Here is a 24,049-nt window from a genome sequence, read left to right as displayed (position 1 = left end):
GGCCTCAGGTCAGGCGGGCTCGTGGGTCGGCGAGGGGTGGGCCGGCGCCTCGCCGTTCGCCGTTCGTCTCCGCTCGCGTAGCGCGGCCGCGCGCCGCAAGTAGTAGCCCGCGCCCCTTCGCGCCCCGTTCCGATAGGAGGCCTGGGCTCCGACGTCGCTCGCCGCGAGCACCGGCTCCGGCACCGGCGCGGGCGTGGGCGCCGTCGTGGGGACCATCGCCGGCCTGCGCGCCAGGAGAGACTGGAGATCGTCGAATAACGTATAGACGGCCGGAAGAACGATGACCGCCAACAGCGTAGACGTGAGGATAGCCCCGATCACCACGACGGCCATTGGCGCGCGCGACTCCGCCCCGGATTCGGACTTAAAGGCGAGCGGCAACATGCCGAAGAGCATCGTGCACGAAGTCATCAGGATCGGCCGCAGCCTCGTCCGAGCAGCCTGGGCCAGGGCTGCGGTGCGTTCCATCCCTTGTTTCCGTAGCTGATTCGTGAAGTCCACGAGCAGGATGCCATTCTTGGCGACGAGCCCGAACGCCATCACCAGCCCCATCAGCGAGAAGATGTTGATGGTGTTGCCCGTGACCCAAAGGGCGAGGACCGATCCCACGAGCCCGAGCGGAACCGACAGGATCAGCACGAACGGATAGAACCAGGACTCGTACAGCGCGACCAGGAGCATGTACTCCATGATGAGCGCGAGGACGAGCGCCTGGAGCAGCGCCATCAGCGCCTCGGTGAACCGGTTGACCGAGCGGCCCGGAGAGACCGTGTATCCCGCCGGAACGGGCTCGGCCTTCAGGACGGCCTGCATGTCACCCGCGACGTCACCCAATGGGCGCCCCACGGCCGTACCGCTCACTTCGATGTTCCGGTTTCGGTTCAACCGCTGGATTTGCACCGGCCCCGTCCCCGGCCGGATCGTGGCCACCTGGCCGAGAGTGACGAGCGCAGTCGATGAGCTGACACCGGAGCTTGAGGACGTCGAGCTCGCCGACGCCGTGAGGGCCGCGTTCGCCGAGGTGCCCTTGATGGGGATCGCGGCCAGCTTGTTCAAGTCCGTGCGATCGGCGTCGCCGGCGATCACCGTTATGTCTTCCTGGAGCTTGCCTGGCCGGCGAAGCTCGGTCACGACGAGGCCGCCGAGGGTCGTCCGAAGCGCCGTCGTCGCTTGCTGGGTCGTCACGCCGAGCTGGGCCATCCGCGCCGAATCGAACACGATCTGGACCTCCGGCGACGACTGGTCGCTGGAGTCTTGCACGTCGGCGAGCCCTGGCACTCGGGAGACCGCCGCTTCGAGCTGGTCGACAAGCTGGTTCAATACGTCCACGTCCGGGCCGTTCACGTCGAAGTTCAGTCCGCCGCTCCCGCCCCCTCCGGGGAAGGAGCTGGGAACCGAGGGGATCACGCGCACGTCGGGAATCTGACGACCGAATTGTCGAACCTGCTGCACGATGTCGAAGACCGACCGTTCGCGCTCTTTCTTGGGAATCAGCTGGACGCTGATTCTGGACGATGCGGCGGTGGTGGAGCCGAACCCGGCCCCGGGCGCGGCGATAGTGCTAAAGACGTACTGAACCTCCGGCATCTGCAGCATCGCATCCTCGACCTGCTGGGATGCGCGACTGATGACGTCGAGGGAGGTTCCTGGCTGCGCGGTCATACTGACTTGGAACGCGTCGCTGTCTTCCCCGGGCGCATACTCAGTGCCCACGACGCGAGTCTGAATGAGCAAGGCGACCATCACGAGCAGCGACACGCCGCCCGCGACGACAATCCAGCGGGCATGCACCGCGGCCGGCACAACCCGCTCGACCAGACGCCCGAGCCGATCAAACCACCGGTCCCACCAGCGACCGTACCCAGCGAGGAGGCCGGACCCGTGGTCCTCCTCCTGCTTTAACCATCGAGATGCCAGCATCGGAGTGAGGGTGAAGGAGACGAGGAACGAGAAGATCGTGGCCGCGACGACGGTGAGCCCGTATTGCCGGAAGAGCTGGCCCACGAGGCCGCTCATGAACGCGATGGGCGTGTAGACCACGATGTCGGCCGCCGTGATGGCCATGGCGGCCATGCCGATCTCGTTTCGCCCACGGAGCGCAGCCTCTTTCGGCTCCTCACCCATCTGCAGATGGCGATGGATGTTCTCGATGACCACTGTCGAGTCGTCGACCAGGATGCCTACGATCAGGGCCAGGGCCATGAGCGTCATCAGGTTGAGACTGAAGCCGAGGATAAACATGACCAGGAACGTGCTGATCATGCTAGTCGGGATGGCAAGGATGATGATGATCATATTGCGCCAGGCGTGCAGGAACGCCAGCACGACCAGCGCGACCAGGACGACCGCGAGGACGAGATCGGATTGGACGGCGTCGAGCGCCGTGCGCGTGTACTTCGACAGGTCGTTCGTAACATAGACCTGCGTCCCGGCGGGGAGCGTGGACTGGAGGCGGTTCAGGGCCTTGCGGATCCCGTCCGCGACTTCGAGGGCATTGGCCGTCGACGCTTTGACGACGGAAAGCCCCACGGCGTCTTGCCCGTTGATGCGCTGGATCTGCGTGATCTGCTTGTAGCCCTCCTGCACGTTGGCCACGTCACGCAGCAGGACGGGTCCACCCGTGGGCTGAACGATGACGAGATTGCGCAGGTCTTCGGGGCTCTGGAACGCGCCGACCGCGCGCACATTGAGGCGCTGATATCCGTTCTCGACAGACCCCACCGTCGATGTGACGTTCGCGCCGGTCAGCGCGTCGGTGATCTGCTGGACCGAAAGGTTGTAGGCGGCAAGCTTGGAGTAGTCGACGCGGACCTGCATCTCTCGCTGGAGCCCGCCACTCAGGTTGACGCTTGCCACGCCGACCACGGACTCAAGGGTGGGGAGAAGCTGGTTCTGGGCAACGTCATAGAGGTCATCGGGCGGCGCGCCGGTCAGCGCGATGTTCATGACCGGGATTTCGTTCGGATCGGCCTTGAAGATGGACGGGTCCGTGATTTCCGCCGGTAGCTTCGCGCGAATTCGCGAGATCCGCCGCTCGACGTCCAACGCCGCCAGGTCCGGGTCCGCGCCCTCGGAGAGCGTCACGCGGATACGCGCGCGCCCTTCAGAAGACGTCGACTCGATCGTGTCGATGCCTTCAACACCCGCCAGCGCGTCCTCGATCGGCTGCGTGACGAGCTGCTCGACGTCCTGCGCGGCGGCCTGGGGGTAGCCAACGTTGACCGTGATGACGGGAAAGCTCAGCGGCGGCAGTCGATCGACGTTGAGGTATCCGTGCGCCACGGCGCCCATAAGCACCACTGCCAGCACCGCCATGAGCATGGGCAGCGGGTGGCGTATCGCGAATCGGGTCACCGGGCGCCCTCCGTCAGGCTAGGTTCGGGCCGCTCCTCGGGAATATGTATCCACCGCGGCGCTCACCCCGCGGGACGCGGTGACGCCTGCGGCGCCGCGGGGGCGGATTGGGAGGCGGACGGAACGACAACGGGCTGGCCATCCTTGAGACTGTTCTGGCCCTGAATGACCACTTCATCTCCGACGTTCAGGCCGCTCGTGATCTCCTGATTGGTGTCGTCGCTCAGTCCCACCTGGACCGGGCGGGCCACTGCCTTGCCGCCCTCCACGACGAAAACGACCGAGCCAGTCGCCTGCTGGACGACCGCTTCCTTGGGAACGAGCACCGCGTTGGCCTTTTCGGCCGCCGTGACCTGCACTTGCGCGTACATGCCGGCGAGCAGACGCGGATCCTGTCTGTCGGGGAAGATAGTCACGTCGAACGTGTGGGCGCGGGGATCGCCAACTGGCGCCACCGTCGCGACGTGCCCGGGAAATTGCACGCCGGGATACGCTGGCACCGTCAGCTGCACCGCCTGACCGGGCGCCACCGACCCCACTCGGGCCTCCTCAACCGTGATGTGCCCTTCCAGACCGTGCCCGCTGAGGGTCATGATGGGCGTCTGGGGCGAGGCGAACGCGCCGATATCCAGCATCTTCTGGCCCACAACGCCATCGAATGGCGCGGTGAGCACCATCTGGTCGAGATTCGACTGCGCGACGGCTACCTGGGCCCGCGCCTGGTCGACCGCCGTCTGGGCGACACGAATGTCGTCGCTGGTAAATGGACGAATCTTCGCCTGGAGCTGCGCCTGCATCTGGGCGACAACCTGTTGCTGCTGGCGAATGTCCTCATTGGTAAAGGGCTGCTGCGCCTTCTGGAGCTGCGCCTGGGCCTGCGCAACCACCGCTTGTTGCGCGCGTATGTCATCGTCGCTGGCCGGGCGGATGGCGAGCGCCAGCGCCTGCTGCGCCTGCGTAACCGCTGCCTGAGCCTGCTGCACATCTTCCGGGTGCGGCTGCGAGAGAAGCTCGCTCAGGTGCGCCTGATCGCTCTTCAGCTTTTCCTGCGCCGCGGTGAGGGTATTCTGCGCGGCCAACTGCTGTGCGTCGACACCCGAAGCCATCAGGGCATCGAGCTTCGTCTGGTCAGCCGCCAGCTTCTGCTGGGCGGCCTCCAGCGTGCTCTGCAGCTCCGTCTGACGCATCTCGATTCCACCGGTCGCCAGCGCGTCGAGCTTCGACCGCGCGGCCGCGGCGTTGGACTGAGCCTGCTCAAAGTTTTGCTGAAGCGGCGTCAGCGTCGCCTGGATCTGCTCGGGGGAGGGTCCCTGCCGCACCTGGGCCAGGTTGTTCTGCGCGGTGGTGAGCGCCTGCTGCGCAGAGGCGACAGCCGAAGTTGCGGCCGTCAGGGCGGCTGAGCACGCCGCGGGATTGAGCATCGTGTGGGAGCTCGGGTCGCGTTGGCACACGCTGGCCGAGCCCGAGGAGCCGGACGAACCGGACGAGCCCGAGGAGCTCGAGCTCGTCTGGGGAGGATTCTGCAGCGCCGTGAGCGCCGAAACCGCCTGATCGTACGAGGCCTGAGCCTGCAGCACCGACTGCTGAGCCGCTGTGAGCTGGCTGGCGGTGGGCACCCCGCGCTGGTTTTTCGCTACCTCGTACGCGCTCTGGGCCTGAGCGAGCTGCAGCGTCGACGCATCGTACGCGTTTTGGGCTGCCTTCAAATCGGAGGGAAAGGTCTTTGGAAGATTGGTCAGGGCGTCCTGCGCCTGCGTGAGGGCAGCTTGATCCGCGTTCACGGCCGCCTGGGCCGCCTGGACATCCGAGTTGACGGTGTTGCTGATGTTCGTCAATGCCGCCTGCGCTGCCGCGACCGAGGCCTGATCCGAGTTGACCAGGTTCTGCGCCGCCTGGATCACGTCGCTGGTGGGGCCCTGAAGGACCAGTGCGAGCTTCGCATTGGCCGCGTCGAGTGCGGCCTGCGCTTGCGTGATCGCCTCGGGTCGGCCGCCCTGGATCATCTGGTCCAGCTTGGCCTGGGCCGCCTGCAGCGCCTGCTGAGCGTTCTGCACGTCCTCGGGTCGGCCTTGCTGCAAGAGACTGTCGAGCTTGGCCTGCGCCTGTTGGAGCTGGGCCTGCGCAGCGGCGACGTCGTCCGGTCGCCCCTGCGCCAGAACCTGCTGCAGCTTCGCCTGCGCCTGCTCATAGCCGGACTGGGCCTGCGCGAGCTGGTCCGGAAGGGTTCCCGGATCGAGGGTTGCGATCACCTGTCCGGCGCGTACCTCCGTGCCCACGTCCACCGGAATCGTCTGGATGATCCCCGACGTTTTGGGCACGAGGCTGACCTGATCGACCGCCTGGATCGATCCCGCATAGGTGAATACCTGGCGGATGGGTCCGGTCGCGACGTGCGTCGTCCGAACAACAGCCGCCTGCGCGCGCGGCGCGGTTGTCCGCGCTTCCTGCGGCGCTCGCGACCCGATCACCGCGCGTCCAATGAGAAACAGGATCACCGCCGAGGCCGCGACCGCGGCGAATATGGGGAGCTTGCTCGATTGGAGACGCGGGCTCGGTGCAAACATGGATTCCCTCGACCCTAATGCGTAAAACTGCGAGGCCGCTGCCGACCCCGCAGTTACCTAAGTCTATCCAACCCCGATTTCGACATCAACGGAGCGAAACCGTCGTTTGCCGACACATTTTCCGTGCGCAAGGACGATCACCCAGCCCGCTTCGTCCACGACCTCACTATAAGGACGTTGTGTTAACGGTCCTCGAACCAATTGTTAACGGACTATTAGACCGGCATTCCGACCAGCAGCGCCACGACTTCCCGCGCAGCGGGAACCGCATCCCCTCGGAGGAGCTGTCGGACCAGCGACCGGGCGCGATCCCCCTCGACACGACCAACCACGAGATCCACGAATTTCTCCTCGAGGTCCTGGTCGCTCATCGGATTCTCGGGCGTCCCCGTCGCCGCATCGACGCGAGCATCCCAGGTTCGCCCATCCCTCGCCACGAGCTGGACAAACGCCGCGCTCGTGGGCAGCCGGGAATCGACGTCGGCGTGCACGCGCTCTCGAAGAGCGACCACGTCGGCGCGGCGCACGGCTTCGTCCGAGAACTGACGGACGCGCGCCGCACCGTCGAGATAGGCGATCGCGGCGCAGTGGAAGATGCTGAATTTCCCCTCGAGTCCGACCTGGGGGTTGACTTTGCCCATCAGTTCCAGCACGTACGGATTCACCCGCGCACGCACCTCGGCGATTTCGTCAAGGGGCAGGGCGGCGGTCTCGCGCAGGCGCCGCATCGCGTCGATGGTGGGATGGCTCACGACGCCGCAGGAATACGGTTTGAGGCCGTCGTTCCGGAGCTCCCACCGCTCACCCAGCGCATCCGTTGCCCGACCGGGATCTACGCGGGATGAGAGCACGGCCCAGTACCCGCGCCGACCCTCGATGCCTTCGCGGTTGCTGGCCCATCCGCGCTGGGCGAGCATCGCGCTCAGCACGCCGTTCGCCGCCGCTTTCCCCGCGTGGAGCGACTTCGTCATCGAGCCGAACATCTCCCGCAGGCCGGCCGCCTGCGCCGCCGCCGTGGAGAGCGCGTTGGCCATCTGCTCGGCGGTGAGGCCCAACAGGCGGCCCGCCGCGGCAGCGGCGCCGATCGTGCCCGCGGTCCCGGTCACGTGGAAGCCCTGATCGTAATGCTCGGGGTGGACGGCGAGGGCCACTCGGGCCGCCACGTCGAAGCCGATCACGTGAGCGGCGAGGAGGTCTGGGCCGCTCGAGCCCGCCAGCTCGCCGGCGGCGAGCGCCGCAGACATGACCGGCCCGGTGCCGTGGAGGATCGTGGGGTCGTGGGTATCGTCGAAGTCGAGGACGTGGGACGCAATGCCGTTCACGGTCGCGGCGTTCACCGCCGAGGTGCGCCCTCCCCCGATGAGGGACGCCTGCTCACTGCCGCCGAGCGCCGATGCGACCTCAAGGGCGATCTGCACGGCCGGCTCGCCCCAGGCGCCCAGGCTCACCCCGAGATAGTCCACGAGGCAGCGAGCGCTCAGGCGAAGCACGTCCTGGGGGACGTCCGCGGCGCGAAACGTGGCCGCGAAGCGACCGAGCACTTGGGTCTCATCCATGCTGGATCTCCTTGGACGCAACGGCCCCCGCCCGGCTCCCATCGCCCCAAGGTTCCGGTGCCGCGGCGGCTCGCTCGAGATATGGACTCGCGAGGAACAGCTCGATGACGCGCGCGGTGGCGCCCCAGATCTGGTACCGCCCGTATTCGTAGAACTGCACGCGCCGCACGGCGCCGCGCAGGATCCAGTCGTCTTCGCGGAGGATCCGTGGGTCTCGCAGCGTGTCGAGGGGCACCTCGATGACGTGATCGACCTCCTCCGGGCTCACACAAAACGTTGGCTCATAGCCAAGGGCGCCGACGTACGGTGCGATCACAAAGTTGCTGGTATGGACGTACACGTCGTCCAGCCGCCCCCAGACGTCGACGTGCGCGGGAGCGATGCCCAGCTCTTCGTGCGTCTCACGGAGGGCGGTGACCTCCAGTGAGCCGTCATTTGGGTCGCGCGAGCCGCCGGGCAGCGAAATCTGACCTCGGTGTGCGCTCACGGTGTTCGTTCGCTGGGTGAACACCACGTGCGGCGCGCCCTCGCGCGGATAAACCAGGAGGAGCACGGCGGCGATTCGCGCGTTCTCGCGCATCATGGGGCGGTCCCGGTCGAGCACTGCGCAACGCCAAACGGGATCCGTCGCACAACGCAGGACCCGGCTGCGGGGCCGGTTGCACGCAGCCGCCGTCCTGCGCGCGCCGGGAGGCATGCTCCCTCCCGGCGCGACGAGACGAAGGTCACAGAGGGCGCGGCCTTAGTAGTAGAACCCGTAATACGGATAGTATGGATAGTAGCTATAGGGGTAGTAGCCATACCCATAACCGTAAGACGGATAGTAGTAGGGGTAGTACGAAGGATAGTAAGCGTAGTTGTAATTGTAGAGACCGGAATAATAGGGGTAATAGTAGGGGAAATAGCCAACGTAGCTCATGTTCTGATAGTAATAGTAGGGCGGTGTCGTGACGCCGTTTGGGTAGTAATAGGTCGCGCGGTTTGCGTAGTTCGGATTGTAGTAATACGCGGTGCACGTATAGCAGTAATACGGTGAAGGATAGGTCTGAATCTGCGCCGTCGCCGTCGGCGCCACCGATGGGAGCGCGTTCGCCGTGACGCCGAGGGCAGCGGCGATGACGAGCACTGCGAGACACCGCCTCAACGCCCAGGATTGAGTCCACAGCCCCTCGAAAGATGCGAGCAATGAGACCTCCTTTGACGAGCGGTCGAGCGCGCTCGGATCCCGCTCAAATTCGTCGGACTTCCCATTTATACCGCGCAGCACGGCCGCCGGGGGACAAATCCAGGCGATGGACGAGCGAATGAGCCCGAAGAACAGACGGAACGGGGCCCGGGACCATCGTGATCGCTGGCGGGTGGCGGAGCGCTCTCGAAGCACTGGCCCGTCTTCTCGAACCGGAGCAAGACAGCGCGGCTCTGCTTCAAGTGATCGAAGGCCTCGCAGGCAGGGTGCTGGACTTCTGTCGCCAGGGCCTCATATGCGCCAGTCCGGAGACGCGTGGAGCGTCGCAGAGAAGTAGTCTTGCGCTCGGCGTGCATAAATGCGAGACAAGTCCGCGAATTCCGAAAGTCCTGGGTTGCGAAAAAGCGCAAAGAGCGATCGAGGCCCTACCGCATCACCTTTCGTATCGCCCGATTCGCCGCCCGCCGCATTTGCCTGCGGGCCAGGTAGCGCGCCGTGTAGGACGGACCTTTCGTCAGCGCGTGGTACAGGAAAAAGGCACCGAGGAGCCGCCAGAACCAGCGCATCATCGCCTCCCTTTGCGCACATGATAGACGCAGCACGCCCACGGGCGCCCGGCGTGGCAGAGGAGCCCGCTCGTCACGCTGCAGATAGTACATCGTCGCGGTTTCACTTCCACCCCCGCGGACCGCTCTGCATCATGAGGGACGGCAGCTGGTCGGCGTCGATCGCGTCCCCGATCTCCGCCCAATCGCTGCGAACGAAAATTTCGCGAGAGCGGCGAGAACGAGCCGCGCTGCGGCCCGCGGGCGACGGACGATCACGCTGCCGCTCGTCGCGATGGACGCGCTAAGGATGCGCCGCGAAGCACAACTCGAAGCACGGAAGTCGGCCCGCGTGGGGTCAACCCACGACCTGGATTTCGCGAATGCGGTCGGCGGGCCACTGGAACGGCAGAATATTCAGCGGCGGTCGTTCAAGCCGCTCCTCAAACGTGCGGGCCTGTCCCACATTCGCTTCCACGACTTCCGGCATTCCTCGGCAAACCTGCTCGTGTCCCTCGGCGAGCATCCGAACGTTGTGCAGGAACGCCTCGGGCGCGCGACGATTGCCGTCACCATGGAAATCTGGAGCCATGTGCTCCGCGACATGCAGCAAGCTGCCGCGTCCAAGCTGGAGGTCTTCGTAGGCTCCGCGGAAGCTTCTATGGGGGTATGAATGGTGGTAGTGGCAGATCAGAAGTCCGAGGGCTTTTGACGAAGACCCTCGGGGCTCTGAGCGCAATTTGGGGTGCCGAGGGGCGGTCTCGATCCGCCGACACCGCGATTTTCAGTCGCGTGCTCTACCAGCTGAGCTACCTCGGCTCGATTCACCCGAGCATGGGTGCGGTGCTGCACGGTTGGTGGGCGAAACAGGGCTCGAACCTGTGACCTTCCGGGTGTAGGCCGGATGCTCTCCCAGCTGAGCTATTCGCCCCGGTTGTGCCCACCGGCCACTGGTGCCCCGGGCGGGACTCGAACCCGCACGGACTTTCGTCCACGGCCCCTCAAACCGCCGCGTATACCAATTCCGCCACCGGGGCTCATCGCACGGGCCGCCCCGTATTATAGGAACCGCCGCAAAAACGAGTCAATTCGCTGCGTCGCCGCCGGCTCACGGCGCCCCACGCAGCTCGGGGCTGCCCCTCCGAGGCGCGTCCGCCCGCTCGTCGTCGGCCGGCGCCTCCACCGGCGGCAACCGAAAGCTCGCATCGCGCCTGCTGCTCAGGACGGCGACGATCATGACGCCGACCGCGATGCCCAGCAGCACGTGCCCGACCCCGATCAAGTCCGCGATCCCGCCGATGAGGAGCAGCGGGATGATGGAAACCGAGTTTCCGAGCGTCAGCTGGACCGCGAAGACGCGCGCCAGCGCCTTGCGGGGCGCCCGCTCCTGGAGCACCGTCTGCGAGGCGACCACGATCCCCGCGAATCCGAACCCCGCGCACAACGCCGACACCATGACGATGAGCACCATCGCCACGTCCCAGCTTCCCATCCGCACCACCTCGGCCCCCTCCGGCTGCACGAGGCCGAACACGCGCAGGACTGTCGGTAAGCCAGACGCGGTCCCAAGGGCCAGCGCCACGACGACGAAGCCGCTCGTGATGATGCGGTAGCGGTCCGTCAGCAGCCCTCCGCTCGCGCGGCTGAGGGCAATGGCGCCACACAGCATACCGATCCCCGCCGGCGCCAGCACGATCACGGCGTCCTCCGGCGCCACCCCGAGCACGTACGTCACAAATCGCGGCGCCAACATCGCGACGATGAGCGTCAGCATCATCCCCAGCGTCAAATACCCCATGGCCGCCATCATCGCGCGATCGCGTCGCAGGAGCCGGGCGACCTCGTGCATCTGGCGACCCAACACGGCGAGCGGGTTCCTCGCCGGCCCCGACACCTCGGCAACGCGCTGCGAGGGCAGCCGCCACACGAGCAGCGCACTCGCCGCGTACAGGAGCGCCATGCTGAAGAAGAAGGTCGTCAAGCCGGTCAGCTTGACGATCAGCGGCCCGATGAGCACCAGCCCCATGAACTGCGATGCGGTGAAGGTCAGGTGGAAGAACGAGTTGGCCTGCATGAGCTTCTTCCCCGCGATGGCCGGGATCATCGATGTCTCCGCGGGGGCAAAGAACTGGCATACGACCGAAAAGACGAAGCTCACCAGGTACAGGAGCGCCAGAGTGGAATGAAAAATCACGTAGCCCACGACGATGAGCGCTCGCACGGCGTTCGTCACGACGAGGACCGTCCGCTTGTCCCAGCGGTCGACGAACACTCCCGCCGGCACTCCGAATAGGACGGACGGCAAGATCACCGACAGGATCGTGATCCCGAGCTGCGTTGAGGAGTGGCTCGCCTCTTCGACCAGCACCAGCAGCGCATACCAGATCGCGTTCTGCGCCGTCTGCGTGAGCGCCTGCGCGATCCATAAGGATAGGAAGTCGCCGTTTCGCCAGATGGGAACGTCTGGCAATCCGTCATCGCTCTCGCGCTGCGCGAATCGGTCGTCCGTCTCGTGGCTCACGTCTCAGCTGTGCTCAGTGGATTCTCGCGCACGACACGCGAGACAAAGGCCTTGAGGCGACGCTCGACGTCGCTCCGTGGCAGCATCACCCGATGGTTGCACGTCGTACAGCGGAGGCCGATGTCGGCGCCAATGCGAACGACGGTCCACTCGTAGCCACCGCATGGGTGCGGCTTCCGGAGACGGATCACGTCACCGATGCGAAACTCCGTCGGCACGCCCCCTCCTACAGCCGCGCCCGCGAGGCCGTCGCTGCCTCCATGACGTCGCGCAGGCGTGCAGCCTCTGCACGAGCGGCCTCTTGCCAGTTCGGGCCGGCGGAGGCATAGAGCACCTGTCGGCTCACGTTGACGACGGCCAGCCTGCCGTTTCGGGCCATGCCCGCGCGGACTGCTTCCTCAGCGTCGCCACCCTGCGTTCCCACCCCGGGGATGAGGATCGGCAGATCCGGGGCCAGCGCGCGCACCTCCCCAAGCTGCGCCGGGTAGGTGGCTCCCACCACCAGCCCCACGTTTCCCTGCGTGTTCCATGCGACGGCGCGGCGCGCTACGACTTCATAGAGTGGGCGCATCGTGTCCTCGTCGCGGCATTCCAGGTCCTGGAAGTCCGCGCTCCCGGGGTTCGACGTCTTGCAGAGGACGAAGGCCCCGCGAGCCGGATCCGCGATGTAGGGCTGGACGCTGTCGAATCCCTGATATGGGTTGACGGTCATCGCGTCGAAGCCGAGCTGCTCGAAGATGGCCGCGACGTTGCGCTCGGCGGTCGTTCCGATGTCGCCGCGCTTGCCGTCGGCGATGGTCGTCACGCCCTTGGGGATCGCGGCGAGAGTCGTCTGCAGGATGGCATACCCATCGCTACCCATAGCCTCGAAAAAGGCGAGGTTCGGTTTGTAGGCGCAGACCAGGTCGTCGGTGGCCTCGACGATTCCGCGAATGAACCGCTCGATCCCCCGGCGGTCGGTGGTACAGCCCGCAGGAAGACGGCGCGGATCCACGTCCAGGCCGACGCACAGCGCGCTGCGGGCGCGCTCCTGCGCAATCAGCAGTCGGTCGCAAAAACGATCAGATGGGCGCATCAGTGGACCGTCCGCCTCACCGTTGCCAGCACGATCATCCGCGCGCTCGCGTCGGTGAGCGGACCTAAATCATAATCGCCGAATGGTCCTTCCACGGCGAGGCCCGCCGCGCTGCACAGAAGCTCGATCTCTCCGCGGGAGAAGAACCGAAGCTCGGTCCGGTCCACGAGCCGCCGCAGCCGGCCGCCGCGCTCCGCGACGTCATAGATGGAGGTCAGGACCATGATTTCATCCGCAAATGTGACCTCGCGAACAAGCCACTTCGTTACCTCCGCGTCGAGCGCGTCGCACCGCCCGGTCTTTTGGAGCACTGGCGTGCCGTTCGGCGGATCGAGGAGCGACGGGAGGTTCGCCAGATCGAGCACCAACGCCCCGCCCGGCGCGAGCTTTCGCGCGACGTCGCCAAGAAGGGCCCGCTGTGTGGCCGGATCCTGGACGAGGCCGAACGCATCGAGGGCAAGGACGACGAGCCCAAAGGGCCCGTCGGGCAGCCCGTCAGCGATGTCCGCCTCTACCAGCGTGACCTGCGCGTCTACCCCGCGGAGGCGCTGGCGCGCCCGCTCCAGCATGGACGGAGAGTTATCCAGTCCGACAACGGTGAAACCCGCAGCGGCGATCGGCGCCAGAACTCGCCCGCTGCCGCACGCCAGCTCGAGCACCGGCCCGCCGGTCCGCCGCGCTATCGCTCCGAACAGCCCAACGTCGTCGAAGAACTCATCGTGCTCCCAGTCGTAGAGCGCGGTCAGATCGCTCAAACGGCTGTCCGTCGCTGACCCCCGATCATTCGCGGCTCCCCCGACGGTCTCCCGTCGCGTACCGGAACAGGATCTCGAGGAACAAAAATCCAGCCACGATAAAAATGAAGTATGCGGCCGTCAGCACCCGTAATGACTGGAGCCAGAGGGCAAACTCAATGACGAATGCCAGCCGCATGCCCCAGCCGAGTTGAGCCACGGCTCGCGGCCGTCCTTCTCCAGCATGGCGCGCCCGAGACTGATATTGCGCCCCGACGAAGGCGACGGATCCGGCCAGCGCGACAAACCCCGACGCATAGAAGATCGCTTGCGTCGTCGAGGAGACGGGCAGGAAGAAGATGACGTACAGGAGGAGACCCCACCCAGCCGCTGTGAAGAGGAAGAGGCCGGTCTCGGCGAAGCGGTCTGCCATCAAACCCCCGCGTAGCACAGCAGTATAATCGTTCGGTCCACTGCGCTCGCCTCTGGAGTGAATCTTGACGAATCAGCGGAACAACGTCTTCGTCTTCCTCATTGCCGTTCTCGCCGTCATGAGCCTCATCGTCGTCTGGCCGCAGAACCCAACGAACTATCTGCCCGCGATCGTTCCGTGGCCCCACAGCGAGGGCATCCACATCGACCTGCTGGACTTTCACCGTCAGGGCTTCCGTCTCGGATTGGACCTCCAGGGCGGCACGCACCTCGTCCTCCGCGCCGACACGAGCAAGGTACCTGCAGGCGAGGACGTCAACAGCGCCGTCGACGGCGTCGCCGACGTGATCGGGCGCCGAATCAACGCGTATGGCGTGGCCGAGTCTATCGTGCAGAAGCGCGGAACCGACCGCATCATCGTCGAGCTGCCGGGCATTCGTGACATCGAGGAGGCGAAGAACCTCATTGGGAAGACTGCTCAGCTCGATTTTCGCGAGCAGAAGACGGTCGACGGCCAGCAGCAGTGGGTCATTGCCACGGCGACCGGGTCCGACAACACGGAGAAGGAGCTGACCGGCAAGTACTTCAAGAAGGCGTCGGTCGGATTCGATCGGCAGACGAACAAGCCGGAGATCGAGTTCGAATTCGACAGCGAGGGAGGCAAGCTCTTCGGCGAAATCACGAATCGCCTCAAGGGGAAGCAGCTCGGCATCTTCCTGGATGGCCAGCCCATCTCCACCCCCACCGTCCAGGCGCAGATCACGACCAATGGGCGCATCACGGGCAACTTCACCCTCAATGAGGCCAGGGACCTCGTCATTCAGCTCAACGCGGGCGCCCTTCCGCTGCCCGTGAGCATCGAGGAGGAGCGCACCGTTGATGCGACCCTCGGCGCCGACTCGGTGCACCGAAGCGTCATCGCGGGCGAGATCGCGCTGCTGGTCGTCGCGCTCTTCATGATCCTGTACTACCGCATGCTCGGGATCGTAGCGGTGGGCGCGCTGCTGGTCTATACGCTTCTCGTGCTCGCCGTCTTTAAGCTCATTCCCATTACGCTCACGCTGGCAGGAATCGCCGGGTTCATCCTCTCCATCGGGATGGCGGTCGACGCCAACATCCTGATCTTCGAGCGGATGAAAGAAGAGCTTCGCAATGGAAAGACGGTCGGCGCTGCCATTGACGCGGGATTCAGTCGGGCGTGGCCGTCCATTCGAGATTCGAACTTCTCGACCCTCATTACCTGCGGGATCCTCTACTGGTTCGGGTCGAACTTCGGCGCCAATATCGTGATGGGGTTCGCTATCACCCTCGCCATCGGCGTGGCGGTGAGCATGTTCAGCGCCATCGTCGTGTCGCGCAGCTTCCTTCGCATCATCGTGGGCCGCCGGGCGACGCTCAATCCGGGCCTGTTCGGCATGCCGGCGCCGCGGCCTCAGCTCGAGCCCGCAGGCTTCAGGGCTTAGCCGCCGTGTACGACCTTGTCAGCAAGCGATATCTCTTCTTCATCATTTCGGCCATCGTCATCATTCCAGGCGTAATCTCCCTCGTCCTTCCGGGGGGCCTTCGTCCCGGAATCGACTTCACCAGCGGCTCCATTATGACGTTCAAGTTCGACAACCCGGACACCGATCAAGCCTCGGTTCGCCAGGCGTTCGCCGACCTGAACCACCACGAAGCGATCGTGCAACGTGCCGAGGATGGCACGTACATCGTCCGCACGACGCCCCTCGCGCCCGAGACGCGTGACGACTCCGGAAATGTCACCACGCCGTCAGAGCGCCAGCAGATTCAAGACGCCCTGACCCAGCGGTTTGGAGCGGTCACCGTGTTGAGCTTCGATCAAGTGTCGCCGATCGTGGCGTCGGAGATCATCCGCAATTCCATCCTCGCCGTCGGCGCTGCCTGCATCGGGATCCTCCTGTACCTGTCGTGGGCATTTCGCCATGTGAAAGAGTCGTGGCGCTACGGCGTGTGCGCCGTGGTCGCGCTGGTCCACGACACGTTGGTGGTGGTCGGAATCTTTTCGATTCTGGGCCGGCTATTCGAGATCGAGCTCGACTCCCTCTTCATCACCGCGGTCCTCACGGTGATCGGTTTCTCCGTCCACGACACGATCGTGGTATTCGACCGGCTGCGGGAGAACTCCGTACGACACCAGGGTGAGCCATTCGAGGACGTCGTCAACCACAGCTTGATGCAGACGATGGGTCGGTCTGTGACAACCTCCCTCACGGTGCTGCTCACGCTCTTCACGCTCTGGCTTTTTGGAGGCGTAACGATTCGCAACTTCGTCCTCGCCCTCCTCATCGGCATTACGACGGGGACGTACTCCAGCATCTTCAATGCCAGCATGCTGCTCGTAGTCTGGGAGAAGGGCGAGATCGGCCGCCTGTTTGGCCGATCCGGTGCGCGCCAGCCAGCCCTCGGTCGGGCCTGAGGAGACGCTTCCGCTGACCCCGCCGGCCGGCGCGCTCGCGATCAGCGAGGCCAGCCGATCGTCAAAAGGAACGCCGCCTCTTCGGTCGCTTCAACCCAATGCGGAACGCCCGCGTCCAGGGCGGCGATCTGCCCTCGTGACAGATCGATGCGTTCCCCGAGCGCGCTGACGGTCACGCGCCCTTCCAGGGTGTGGATCGTCAACGGCCCCTCGGTCTCGTGCTCGTCGAGGCGCGCGCCGGACTTCAAGATGGCGAGCGTCACGTGGAGGTGTGGCTCCTTCACAAGGGTTTTGGCATTGCGGTCCCCACGGAGCCAGCTTTCCTCGCGCCGGAGCCGGTCTAATTCCTCCTGCAGGTCGAACCGCAGCGCCATCCCAGAGAGGCGTTGGGCGGGACGCTGCGGGCTATCGCTCGTCTGTCCAGGCGGCTGGTGGCGCTGTTCGATGTTCGCCATGGCGGTACTCCAGTTCGATGCGGGGCTTCGCGATCTTTACGTCAATCATAGCCGTCCTGGAGATCACGGCGGAAGAGGGAGTTCCGGGGCGCACGATCGCGCTTTAGGTCAGGTCCGACCAGCGCGGGTCGGACTGAACGCGCTCGACCAGCTCTTTGAGGCGTTCGGCGCTCGCGCGGCTGCAGACCAGAAGAGCGTCCGGCAGATCAACGATGACGAGGTCGTCGACCCCCAGGGTGAACACCGGCTTGTGCTCCCCGATCACCAGCGTCCCGCGCGTGTCGATGCCAAGGTGCTCACCCTGGACGACGTTGCCCGCCGGGTCCTTGGGCGCGATCTCCATCAGCTCGGCCCAGCTTCCCACGTCGCTCCAGCCGAATGTGGACGGGATCGTCGCGATCCGCTCCGCGCGCTCCATGATCCCGTAATCGATGGTCTCCACGCGAATGGTCCCGTAGCGATCCCGCAGCGTTTCGGCCTCGCTTCGCGTCCCGATGGCCTGCTGGATGCGGATGAGCGCGTCCGCGATATCCGGCAGGAGTCGTGCGTATTCGCGAAGAATGACGTCGACGCGCCATACGAACATGCCCGGGTTCCAGACGTACCCTGCGCGGATGAACTGTTCGGCCGTGGCGCGGTCGGGCTTCTCGACGAATCGAACGGCGCGGAACGCGTGGCGGCCGTGAAAGAGGCCCATGGGTTGACCTACCTGGATGTATCCCATACCCGTGTGGGGATGGGTCGGCCGAATCCCCAGCGTGACGAGCCAATCATCGGACTCCGCCACCTCGAACGCCGCGGTGAGACAGGCGCCGAACTCGTCGGCGTCGGCCACAGCCGCGTCGGAGTGGAGGGACGCCATGGAGGCCGCTGGGTCCCGGTGCGCAATGTGCGCGGCGGCGAGGCCGACGGCCGCGGCCGTCCCGCGACGAGTCGGCTCGACGAGGATGTTCTCCGTGGGAATCTCGGGAAGCTGCGCGCGCACGTCTTCCGCGTGGCTCGCCTCCGTGACGACGAGGATCCGGTCCGGTGAGGCGACGGATGAGACGCGGTCTACCGTCGCCTGAATCAGCGACCGCGCGCCGACCAGCGAAAGAAGCTGCTTCGGACGGCGCGAACGGCTGAGGGGCCACAGCCGCGTTCCGCTTCCGCCCGCCAGAATGGCAACGTATCGGCTCACGCCCTGTGCCCAGCAGTCATCGAAGCGCGAACCCAGTCGACGGTCCGCGCCAGGCCGTCCTCCAGCGCCGTCGTCGGGCGCCAGCCCAGCTCATCCCGCGCGCGCGCCGCGTCGAGCGCGATTCGATAGACCTCGCCAGGCCTGGCCGCGGCGTATGCCGGGGCGCCCGCGTACCCGGTCAGACGACGCAGGTGATCGGTGAGGGCGTTGACGGTGAGGGCCACGCCGGTCCCGATGTTGAAGGTGCGCCGACTTCCGCGATCGAGAGCCAGCACGTTCGCCTCGGCGATGTCGGAAACGAAGACGAAGTCGCGTGCTTGCTCGCCATCCCCAAAGATCGTTGGCTGGCGCCCTTCGAGCATCAGGCGGGAAAACAGCGCGACGACCTGACCCTCCTCCGTATAGGGATGCTGGCGTGGCCCATACACGTTGGGATAGCGAAGAATCGTGAAGTCCATCCCCAGGACCCGTCCAAACGTCTCGAGGTACACCTCTCCCGCGGCCTTCGAGGCCCCATACGGGCTCAGCGGCCGAACGGGGTGCGTCTCGTCGCACGGGACGACGTCCGGGTCTCCGTAGATCGCGCCTCCACTCGACGCGAAAATGAATTTCCTGACGCCGGCCCGCGCGGCCTCGTGCATCAGCGCGATCATGCCAACCACATTGACCGCCGCATCCTGAGACGGATTTTCGACGGATTGGCGCACGTCGGCATGGGCGGCGTGGTGATCGACGATCTCCGGTCGCACCTCGCGGATCAGCGCGCCGACATCTGGTGAAGCGATGTCCATCTCCACCAGGCGGGCGCCGGCCGGAACATTCTCGCGCCGGCCCGTCGAGAGATTGTCGACGATGATCACGTCGTGGCCGAGCTGGAGGAACCGCTCTGCCACATGCGAGGCGATGAACCCCGCGCCGCCGGTGACGAGAACACGCATGCTACGGCTGGGCGGACGGCGCGGGAGTCTGCGCCGGGTCGGCCGTCAACTCCTCGATCCCCAATGTCTCACACCGCGCCACGCAGGCGCGAATAAATCCGCGAAACAGCGGATGGGGTCGATAGGGCCGCGATCGAAACTCCGGGTGGAACTGGCTGCCGACCATCCACGGATGGTTCACGATTTCGGAGATTTCAACCAGGCGTCCATCCGGCGACAAGCCCCCGAACCGCATTCCTGCGCGCTCGAACGGGCGCCGGTACTCGTTGTTGAACTCGAAGCGATGGCGGTGTCGCTCGAAAAGGATCGGCTCGCCGTAGGCCGCCAGAGAGAGCGAACCGGTCTGGAGCTGGCACGGATACAGGCCCAGTCGCATCGTCCCGCCCTTGTCGGGCAGGTCGCGCTGCTCGGGAAGGAGATCGATCACCGGATCAGGGGTGAACATGTTGAACTCGGTGCTGTTCGCATCTTCGAGTCCCAGCACGTTTCGCGCAAACTCGATCACCATGATCTGCATCCCGAGACACAGCCCCAGGTAAGGAACCCCGCGCTCTCGCGCGTACCGCGCCGCGGTGATCATCCCTTCGACGCCGCGGTGACCGAACCCGCCCGGCACGACGATCCCATCCAATCCGTCGAGCACGCGCTCGCCGCCGGGGACTTCCAGGTCCTGAGAGTCGATCCATTCGATCTCGACGGCGCGCCGGAAGTCCCAGCCGGCGTGGTACAGCGCCTCGCGAACACTGATGTACGCGTCGTGGAGCTCCATGTACTTCCCGACGAGCCCCACGCGCAGGTGACCCTCCGGATGCGCGACGCGTTCCAGAAACGTTCGCCAGTCCCCCAGTTCTGGCGCTCCGGCGTCGAGGTGCAGCCGCTCGACGATGAATTCGCCGAGGCCGGCTTCTTCCAGCATGATGGGGACCTCGTAGATCGAGTCAACGGTGGGCACCGGAACCACCGCTCGGCGCTCGACGTCGCAGAACAGGGCGATTTTGTCGTTCAGCTCGGACGGTACGGGGAAGTCTGAACGGCACAGGATCGCGTCCGGCTGAATGCCAATGCTGCGCAGCTCCTTCACGCTGTGCTGGGTCGGCTTGGTCTTCAGCTCCTTTGAGGCCGCAACGTACGGTAGCAGCGTGAGGTGAATGTAAAAGGTGTTCTCGCGCCCGAGGTCCAGGTGCATCTGCCGAACGGCCTCGAGGAACGGAAGGCACTCGATGTCGCCCACCGTGCCGCCGACCTCGACGATGACGACGTCGGCACCGCTCTGCTTGGCAGCGCGTCCGATGCGATCCTTGATCTCATTGGTGATGTGGGGAATGACTTGAATGGTCCCGCCCAGGAAGTCGCCGTGGCGCTCCCGCCCGATGACGGCGGAATACACCTGCCCCGTCGTCACGTTTGACATCCGCGAAAGGCTGAGATCGATGAAGCGCTCGTAGTGGCCCAGATCGAGATCGGTCTCCGCCCCGTCATCGGTGACGAACACTTCGCCATGCTGGTACGGGTTCATGGTCCCGGGGTCGACGTTGATGTACGGGTCGAGCTTGACCACCGACACGTGGATGCCGCGGCTCTTCAGCAGCCTGCCAATGGACGCGACCGTGATGCCCTTCCCCACCGAGGACACAACTCCGCCGCTCACAAAGATGTACTTCGCCACGTTCGATCTCCATTCCCGATCGGCGGTTCTCGGCTCGCGCCCGATCGAAGCCTCTATCGACTCAATCCCGCCAGTACCGGCGCGACAGCCAGCGACGGCAACATATTTCCGACACGAATGCGCGCGATGTTCAAAATGTTCAACCCCAAGCCGAGAATCAGCAAGCCGCCCACGGATGTCATCGCCGAGATCATCTCCGTGGTGAGATGGTCGCGGAGCAGCCCAGCGCCGAGCGTAAGGGAGCCCTGGTACACCAAGACGGTGACGGCCGCGAGGAGGACGCCCCAGCCGAGGCTGGACGCCAGGAGCGCCGCGGTAAATCCGTCCAGCGCCGACTTGACCGCGAGCGTCTGATACGCGCCGGTCAGTCCATCCTCGAACGACCCAAGGATTGTCATGGGACCTACGCAAAAGATCAGGCTGGCCGTAACGAATCCCTGGGTGATCTTGCGCCCGCCGGACGCCTCGCCCGGTGATCCCCCGGACATCGCGCTGGGCTCAAACGCGCCCACCTCGCGGCGCGTCGGATCGGCCTCCAGGGCTGAGCTGGGCCCTGCTCTCCCGCTGGCAGTGGCGCGCGCCGCCAGGGCGCTCAATCGGTCGAGCCCGCGCTCGATCCGGAGCAGCTCGCCAATCGCACCCCCGAGAACGACGCTTCCCAGCAGCACGAGCGGGTTGTCGGCTCCAAGGGCGGCGCGCGCGCCGATGGCGAGGGTCGTGAGGCCGACCGCCTGCATCAGGGTCTGGCGTAGGCCAGCGGGCACGCGGCCGCCGACGACCGTGCCGAAAGCGCCCCCCGCGAGCACGGTGCCCACGTTGAGGAGGGTGCCGGTCACACACTGCCCTCGATCACAAATGGCGCGGAATTGGCGGGTCCGCGGACGCTTCGGCAATTGTAGCAACCGGGGGAGTCGCACCGGCGCCGATCCCACCGTCCGCGATGAGACCGTTCTCGTGACAGCGCGACATACTCAGCGTTTGGAGGGGGACGTACGTGTCGCCAGAGCGTCCATCACGAGCTGGAGCACCCGCTCGCCCACGTCGGCCACGCCGAGTGTCGCGTCGACAACGCGCCACCGATCTGGCTCCGCCCGCGCCAGGTCGAGGTACGCCGCCCGGACGCGCTCTTGAAATTGGCGCCCTTCGTCCTCGAATCGATTCCACGCTGCGGGCAGGTGCAGCTCCTCGAAGAACGAGAACTGGCTGGGCCCGTCCGCGGCTGCCTTTGTCGACGCCGCGAGACGGCGAAGACCGGCCGCAGGCGGCAGGTCGAGCAGCACGGTCAGATCCGGGGCGAGTCCGCCCGTGGCGACGGAGATCAGCGCTTCCAGATCTTCGGCCGGTAGCCCGCGCCCCGCGCCCTGGTACGCGCGCGTCGAGTCCGCGAATCGGTCGGCCACGACGATGGCGCCGCTTTCCAGCGCCGGACGAATCACTTCCGCGACGAGCTGGGCCCGACAGGCGGAGAAGAGGAGCGCTTCTGCACGGGGATCGATCGACACGCCGCCGCGATGGACAAGAAGGGCACGGATGTGCGTCCCGAGATCGGTTCCGCCCGGCTCGTGAACGGCCACGACCCGGCGCCCGCCTTCGCGGAGCCGGTCGACCAGCAACGCCGCCTGCGTCGTTTTACCGGCGCCGTCCGGCCCCTCGATGGAGATGAACACTACGGGGCCTCGGGTTGATAGATCATGACCCGCCGATGCGGCTCCCGACCCGTGCTTCGGGATGCGAGGTTGTATCGATCGGCAATTTGGTGCTGGAGCCGACGGATGTACGCGTTCTGCGGAGCAAGCTCCACGGCCGGTTGGTCCTGGTTAAGCACGTCATGCACCGCGTCTTCCGCCTCTTGCAGCGCATCCGTGGTGCGATGCGGGGATGTGGAGTGCATGAGCTTCTCCATCCCCTCGAGGATCTGCGCGCCGGTGTTGCTCCGCAGGACGTAGACCGGCACGCCGGACGCCTCGGCATCTCGCAGTGGCTGTGGCTTTCTCCGGTAGTAGTTCTTCACGGTGATGACGACGTCCGCCTGGTTGACATCATTGGACAGGACCACCGGAGCTTGAATCTCGTGGACTGCCTGCTCGAGACGCGATCGATTGACGCCGAATGGGAAGATGCGGAGCGGCTTTTGGCGCAATGGCGCGGCCTCGGCGGCCGGCGTGCGCTCGGCGGCGGGCTCCGGCGCGCGAATCGAGGGCTCCTCGCGCGAAGGCCGAGATCGATACTCCTTGGCATACCCGGCGCGCCCGTCGTCGATCTGCCAGTAGTCCGTCCCTCTCCGCGCGCCCCGCCCGCCCCAGCCACGGGCCGCCCCCCGGTCTCGATCGATCGACGGGACGAGGGAGAAGGGCGGAGGAACACCCTGCTCGGTCCGAATTCGACCGTGCTCATCGCGAAAGCGAATGATCGGCGCGACCGGATCGCCGCGCAGCAGCGAATCGACGACGTCCGCGATGTTCTCGTGGACTGCGACGCGCTCCCGCTCCTGGATCTCGACCAGCACGTCGAAGGTCGGGGGCGCTTTGCGCTCCAGAACCGACTTTTGCGTTCCGCGGCGCCGTGCCTCCTCGTCGCCTAGCGTGACGGTCTGAATCCCACCGATCAAGTCCGACAGCGTGGGGTTCATGATGAGGTTTTCGAGCGTGTTGCCGTGGGCAGTGGCGACGAGCTGCACCCCGCGCTCCGCGATCGTCCGCGCTGCCGCGGCCTCCAGCTCGTTCCCGATTTCGTCGATCACGATGACCTCGGGCATATGGTTTTCCACAGCCTCGATCATGATCTGGTGCTGCATCGAGGGCGTCGGAACCTGCATGCGACGCGCCCGTCCGATGGCCGGATGCGGAATGTCTCCATCCCCCGCGATCTCGTTTGACGTGTCGACGATGACGACGCGCTGCTTGAGATCGTCCGCGAGGACGCGCGCGGTCTCGCGAAGCATTGTGGTCTTGCCGACGCCGGGCCGCCCAAGAAGGAGGATGCTTCGGCGGCTCTCCACGATGTCCTGAATGATGGCGACAGTGCCGAACACGGCGCGGCCAACGCGTAGCGTCAGCCCCACGATCCGGCCCGATCGATTCCGGATAGCGGAGATTCGGTGCAGGGTGCGCTCGATGCCCGCGCGATTGTCGTCGCCGAACGCGCCGATGCGCTGGATCACGTAGTCGAGGTCGTCCTGGGTCACCGGGCGATCGCTGACAATCACCTCGCGGCCGGGGAACCTGGCTTCTGGCTCGCGCCCCAGGTCGAGAATCACCTCGAGCAAGTCCGGCGTGAGAGCGTGCCGGTCCAGAGGCTCTCGGATGTGGGGAGGAATACCCGCAAGGAGCGCGTGTAGGTCGTCGACGACGACCCGCTCGCCGCTCCGACTTCCCGTGTAAGCCATCAGCTCCTCCCCATCAGCCGT

Annotated in this window: 21 protein-coding genes and 3 tRNA genes; 3 read left to right on the top strand and 21 right to left on the bottom strand. The window is 65.7% G+C overall.

Annotation, left to right across the window (positions count from 1 at the left end; all coding sequences use genetic code 11):
- Positions 1-9: 9 nt before the first annotated feature.
- From VFC51_14515 to VFC51_14490, 6 genes are all read right to left on the bottom strand, one after another.
- A complete protein-coding gene (locus tag VFC51_14515) occupies positions 10-3,354 on the bottom strand; it encodes an efflux RND transporter permease subunit (protein HZT08234.1) in 3,345 nt (1,114 codons plus the stop codon).
- Positions 3,355-3,416: 62 nt separating this feature from the next.
- The gene (locus VFC51_14510; GenBank protein ID HZT08233.1) at positions 3,417-5,918 is read right to left on the bottom strand and encodes an efflux RND transporter periplasmic adaptor subunit; all 2,502 of its coding nucleotides are present in this window, start codon (positions 5,916-5,918) and stop codon (positions 3,417-3,419) included.
- Positions 5,919-6,133: 215 nt separating this feature from the next.
- The gene (locus tag VFC51_14505; GenBank protein ID HZT08232.1) at positions 6,134-7,474 is read right to left on the bottom strand and encodes an MmgE/PrpD family protein; all 1,341 of its coding nucleotides are present in this window, start codon (positions 7,472-7,474) and stop codon (positions 6,134-6,136) included.
- A complete protein-coding gene (locus VFC51_14500; protein ID HZT08231.1) occupies positions 7,467-8,078 on the bottom strand; it encodes a CoA pyrophosphatase in 612 nt (203 codons plus the stop codon). Before VFC51_14500 ends, VFC51_14505 begins: the two co-directional genes overlap by 8 nt.
- A gap of 138 nt (positions 8,079-8,216) precedes the next feature.
- Positions 8,217-8,660, bottom strand: a complete 444-nt coding sequence (locus VFC51_14495) for a hypothetical protein (protein ID HZT08230.1) — start codon at positions 8,658-8,660, stop codon at positions 8,217-8,219.
- Positions 8,661-9,085: 425 nt separating this feature from the next.
- Complete coding sequence (locus VFC51_14490; protein ID HZT08229.1) at positions 9,086-9,226, bottom strand: hypothetical protein; 141 nt, start codon at positions 9,224-9,226, stop codon at positions 9,086-9,088.
- 91 nt (positions 9,227-9,317) lie between these two features.
- Between VFC51_14490 and VFC51_14485 the strand changes: the two genes are divergently transcribed.
- The gene (locus VFC51_14485; protein HZT08228.1) at positions 9,318-9,878 is read left to right on the top strand and encodes a tyrosine-type recombinase/integrase; all 561 of its coding nucleotides are present in this window, start codon (positions 9,318-9,320) and stop codon (positions 9,876-9,878) included.
- 73 nt (positions 9,879-9,951) lie between these two features.
- Here VFC51_14485 and VFC51_14480 read toward each other — a convergent pair.
- The 8 genes from VFC51_14480 to VFC51_14445 all read right to left on the bottom strand — a co-directional run bounded on the left by VFC51_14480 (position 9,952) and on the right by VFC51_14445 (position 13,968).
- Positions 9,952-10,024 (bottom strand) — tRNA-Phe (locus VFC51_14480).
- 36 nt (positions 10,025-10,060) lie between these two features.
- A tRNA-Val gene (locus VFC51_14475) sits at positions 10,061-10,136 on the bottom strand.
- A 20-nt stretch (positions 10,137-10,156) separates the two neighbouring features.
- Positions 10,157-10,242: transfer RNA gene (locus VFC51_14470), tRNA-Leu, on the bottom strand.
- Between the two features lie 71 nt (positions 10,243-10,313).
- Positions 10,314-11,726 carry an MFS transporter gene (locus tag VFC51_14465; protein HZT08227.1) on the bottom strand — a complete coding sequence of 471 codons (1,413 nt, stop codon included), beginning with the start codon at positions 11,724-11,726 and terminating at the stop codon, positions 10,314-10,316.
- Positions 11,723-11,944 carry a DUF951 domain-containing protein gene (locus tag VFC51_14460; protein ID HZT08226.1) on the bottom strand — a complete coding sequence of 74 codons (222 nt, stop codon included), beginning with the start codon at positions 11,942-11,944 and terminating at the stop codon, positions 11,723-11,725. The genes VFC51_14465 and VFC51_14460 overlap by 4 nt, the downstream gene beginning before the upstream one ends.
- 8 nt (positions 11,945-11,952) lie before the next feature.
- Positions 11,953-12,801: an orotidine-5'-phosphate decarboxylase gene (gene pyrF, locus VFC51_14455; protein HZT08225.1), complete on the bottom strand. Its 849-nt coding sequence runs from the start codon at positions 12,799-12,801 to the stop codon at positions 11,953-11,955.
- Positions 12,801-13,556: a class I SAM-dependent methyltransferase gene (locus VFC51_14450; protein ID HZT08224.1), complete on the bottom strand. Its 756-nt coding sequence runs from the start codon at positions 13,554-13,556 to the stop codon at positions 12,801-12,803. Before VFC51_14450 ends, pyrF begins: the two co-directional genes overlap by 1 nt.
- Positions 13,557-13,581: 25 nt before the next feature.
- Positions 13,582-13,968 carry a hypothetical protein gene (locus VFC51_14445; protein HZT08223.1) on the bottom strand — a complete coding sequence of 129 codons (387 nt, stop codon included), beginning with the start codon at positions 13,966-13,968 and terminating at the stop codon, positions 13,582-13,584.
- Positions 13,969-14,032: 64 nt separating this feature from the next.
- Here VFC51_14445 and secD point away from each other — a divergent pair, with 64 nt between their 5' ends.
- Together secD and secF are read left to right on the top strand one after the other, a co-directional pair.
- Positions 14,033-15,430, top strand: a complete 1,398-nt coding sequence (secD, locus tag VFC51_14440; protein HZT08222.1) for a protein translocase subunit SecD — start codon at positions 14,033-14,035, stop codon at positions 15,428-15,430.
- Between the two features lie 5 nt (positions 15,431-15,435).
- The gene (secF, locus tag VFC51_14435) at positions 15,436-16,404 is read left to right on the top strand and encodes a protein translocase subunit SecF (GenBank protein HZT08221.1); all 969 of its coding nucleotides are present in this window, start codon (positions 15,436-15,438) and stop codon (positions 16,402-16,404) included.
- A gap of 41 nt (positions 16,405-16,445) precedes the next feature.
- Here the strand turns inward: secF and VFC51_14430 are convergent, their stop codons facing one another.
- The 7 genes from VFC51_14430 to VFC51_14400 form a co-directional block, all read right to left on the bottom strand.
- Positions 16,446-16,859, bottom strand: a complete 414-nt coding sequence (locus VFC51_14430; GenBank protein HZT08220.1) for a cupin domain-containing protein — start codon at positions 16,857-16,859, stop codon at positions 16,446-16,448.
- Between the two features lie 103 nt (positions 16,860-16,962).
- A complete protein-coding gene (locus tag VFC51_14425) occupies positions 16,963-18,039 on the bottom strand; it encodes a sugar phosphate nucleotidyltransferase (GenBank protein ID HZT08219.1) in 1,077 nt (358 codons plus the stop codon).
- Positions 18,036-18,977 carry an NAD-dependent epimerase/dehydratase family protein gene (locus tag VFC51_14420; protein ID HZT08218.1) on the bottom strand — a complete coding sequence of 314 codons (942 nt, stop codon included), beginning with the start codon at positions 18,975-18,977 and terminating at the stop codon, positions 18,036-18,038. The genes VFC51_14425 and VFC51_14420 overlap by 4 nt, the downstream gene beginning before the upstream one ends.
- Position 18,978: 1 nt before the next feature.
- Entirely contained in the window at positions 18,979-20,643 is a 1,665-nt protein-coding gene (locus VFC51_14415) for a CTP synthase (GenBank protein ID HZT08217.1), read from the bottom strand.
- Positions 20,644-20,696: 53 nt separating this feature from the next.
- A complete protein-coding gene (locus tag VFC51_14410; GenBank protein HZT08216.1) occupies positions 20,697-21,479 on the bottom strand; it encodes a DUF554 domain-containing protein in 783 nt (260 codons plus the stop codon).
- A gap of 135 nt (positions 21,480-21,614) precedes the next feature.
- Positions 21,615-22,310 (bottom strand): dTMP kinase, encoded by a 696-nt coding sequence (tmk, locus tag VFC51_14405; GenBank protein ID HZT08215.1) that lies wholly within the window; start codon positions 22,308-22,310, stop codon positions 21,615-21,617.
- Positions 22,310-24,028, bottom strand: a complete 1,719-nt coding sequence (locus tag VFC51_14400) for a R3H domain-containing nucleic acid-binding protein (GenBank protein HZT08214.1) — start codon at positions 24,026-24,028, stop codon at positions 22,310-22,312. The genes tmk and VFC51_14400 overlap by 1 nt, the downstream gene beginning before the upstream one ends.
- Positions 24,029-24,049 lie beyond the last annotated feature (21 nt).

It is taken from the genome of Chloroflexota bacterium, from assembly GCA_035652535.1.
Taxonomy (GTDB): domain Bacteria; phylum Chloroflexota; class UBA6077; order UBA6077; family SHYK01; genus DASRDP01.
Note: the sequence above shows the minus strand (reverse complement) of the source record. Positions and strands in the feature narration are given on the sequence as shown.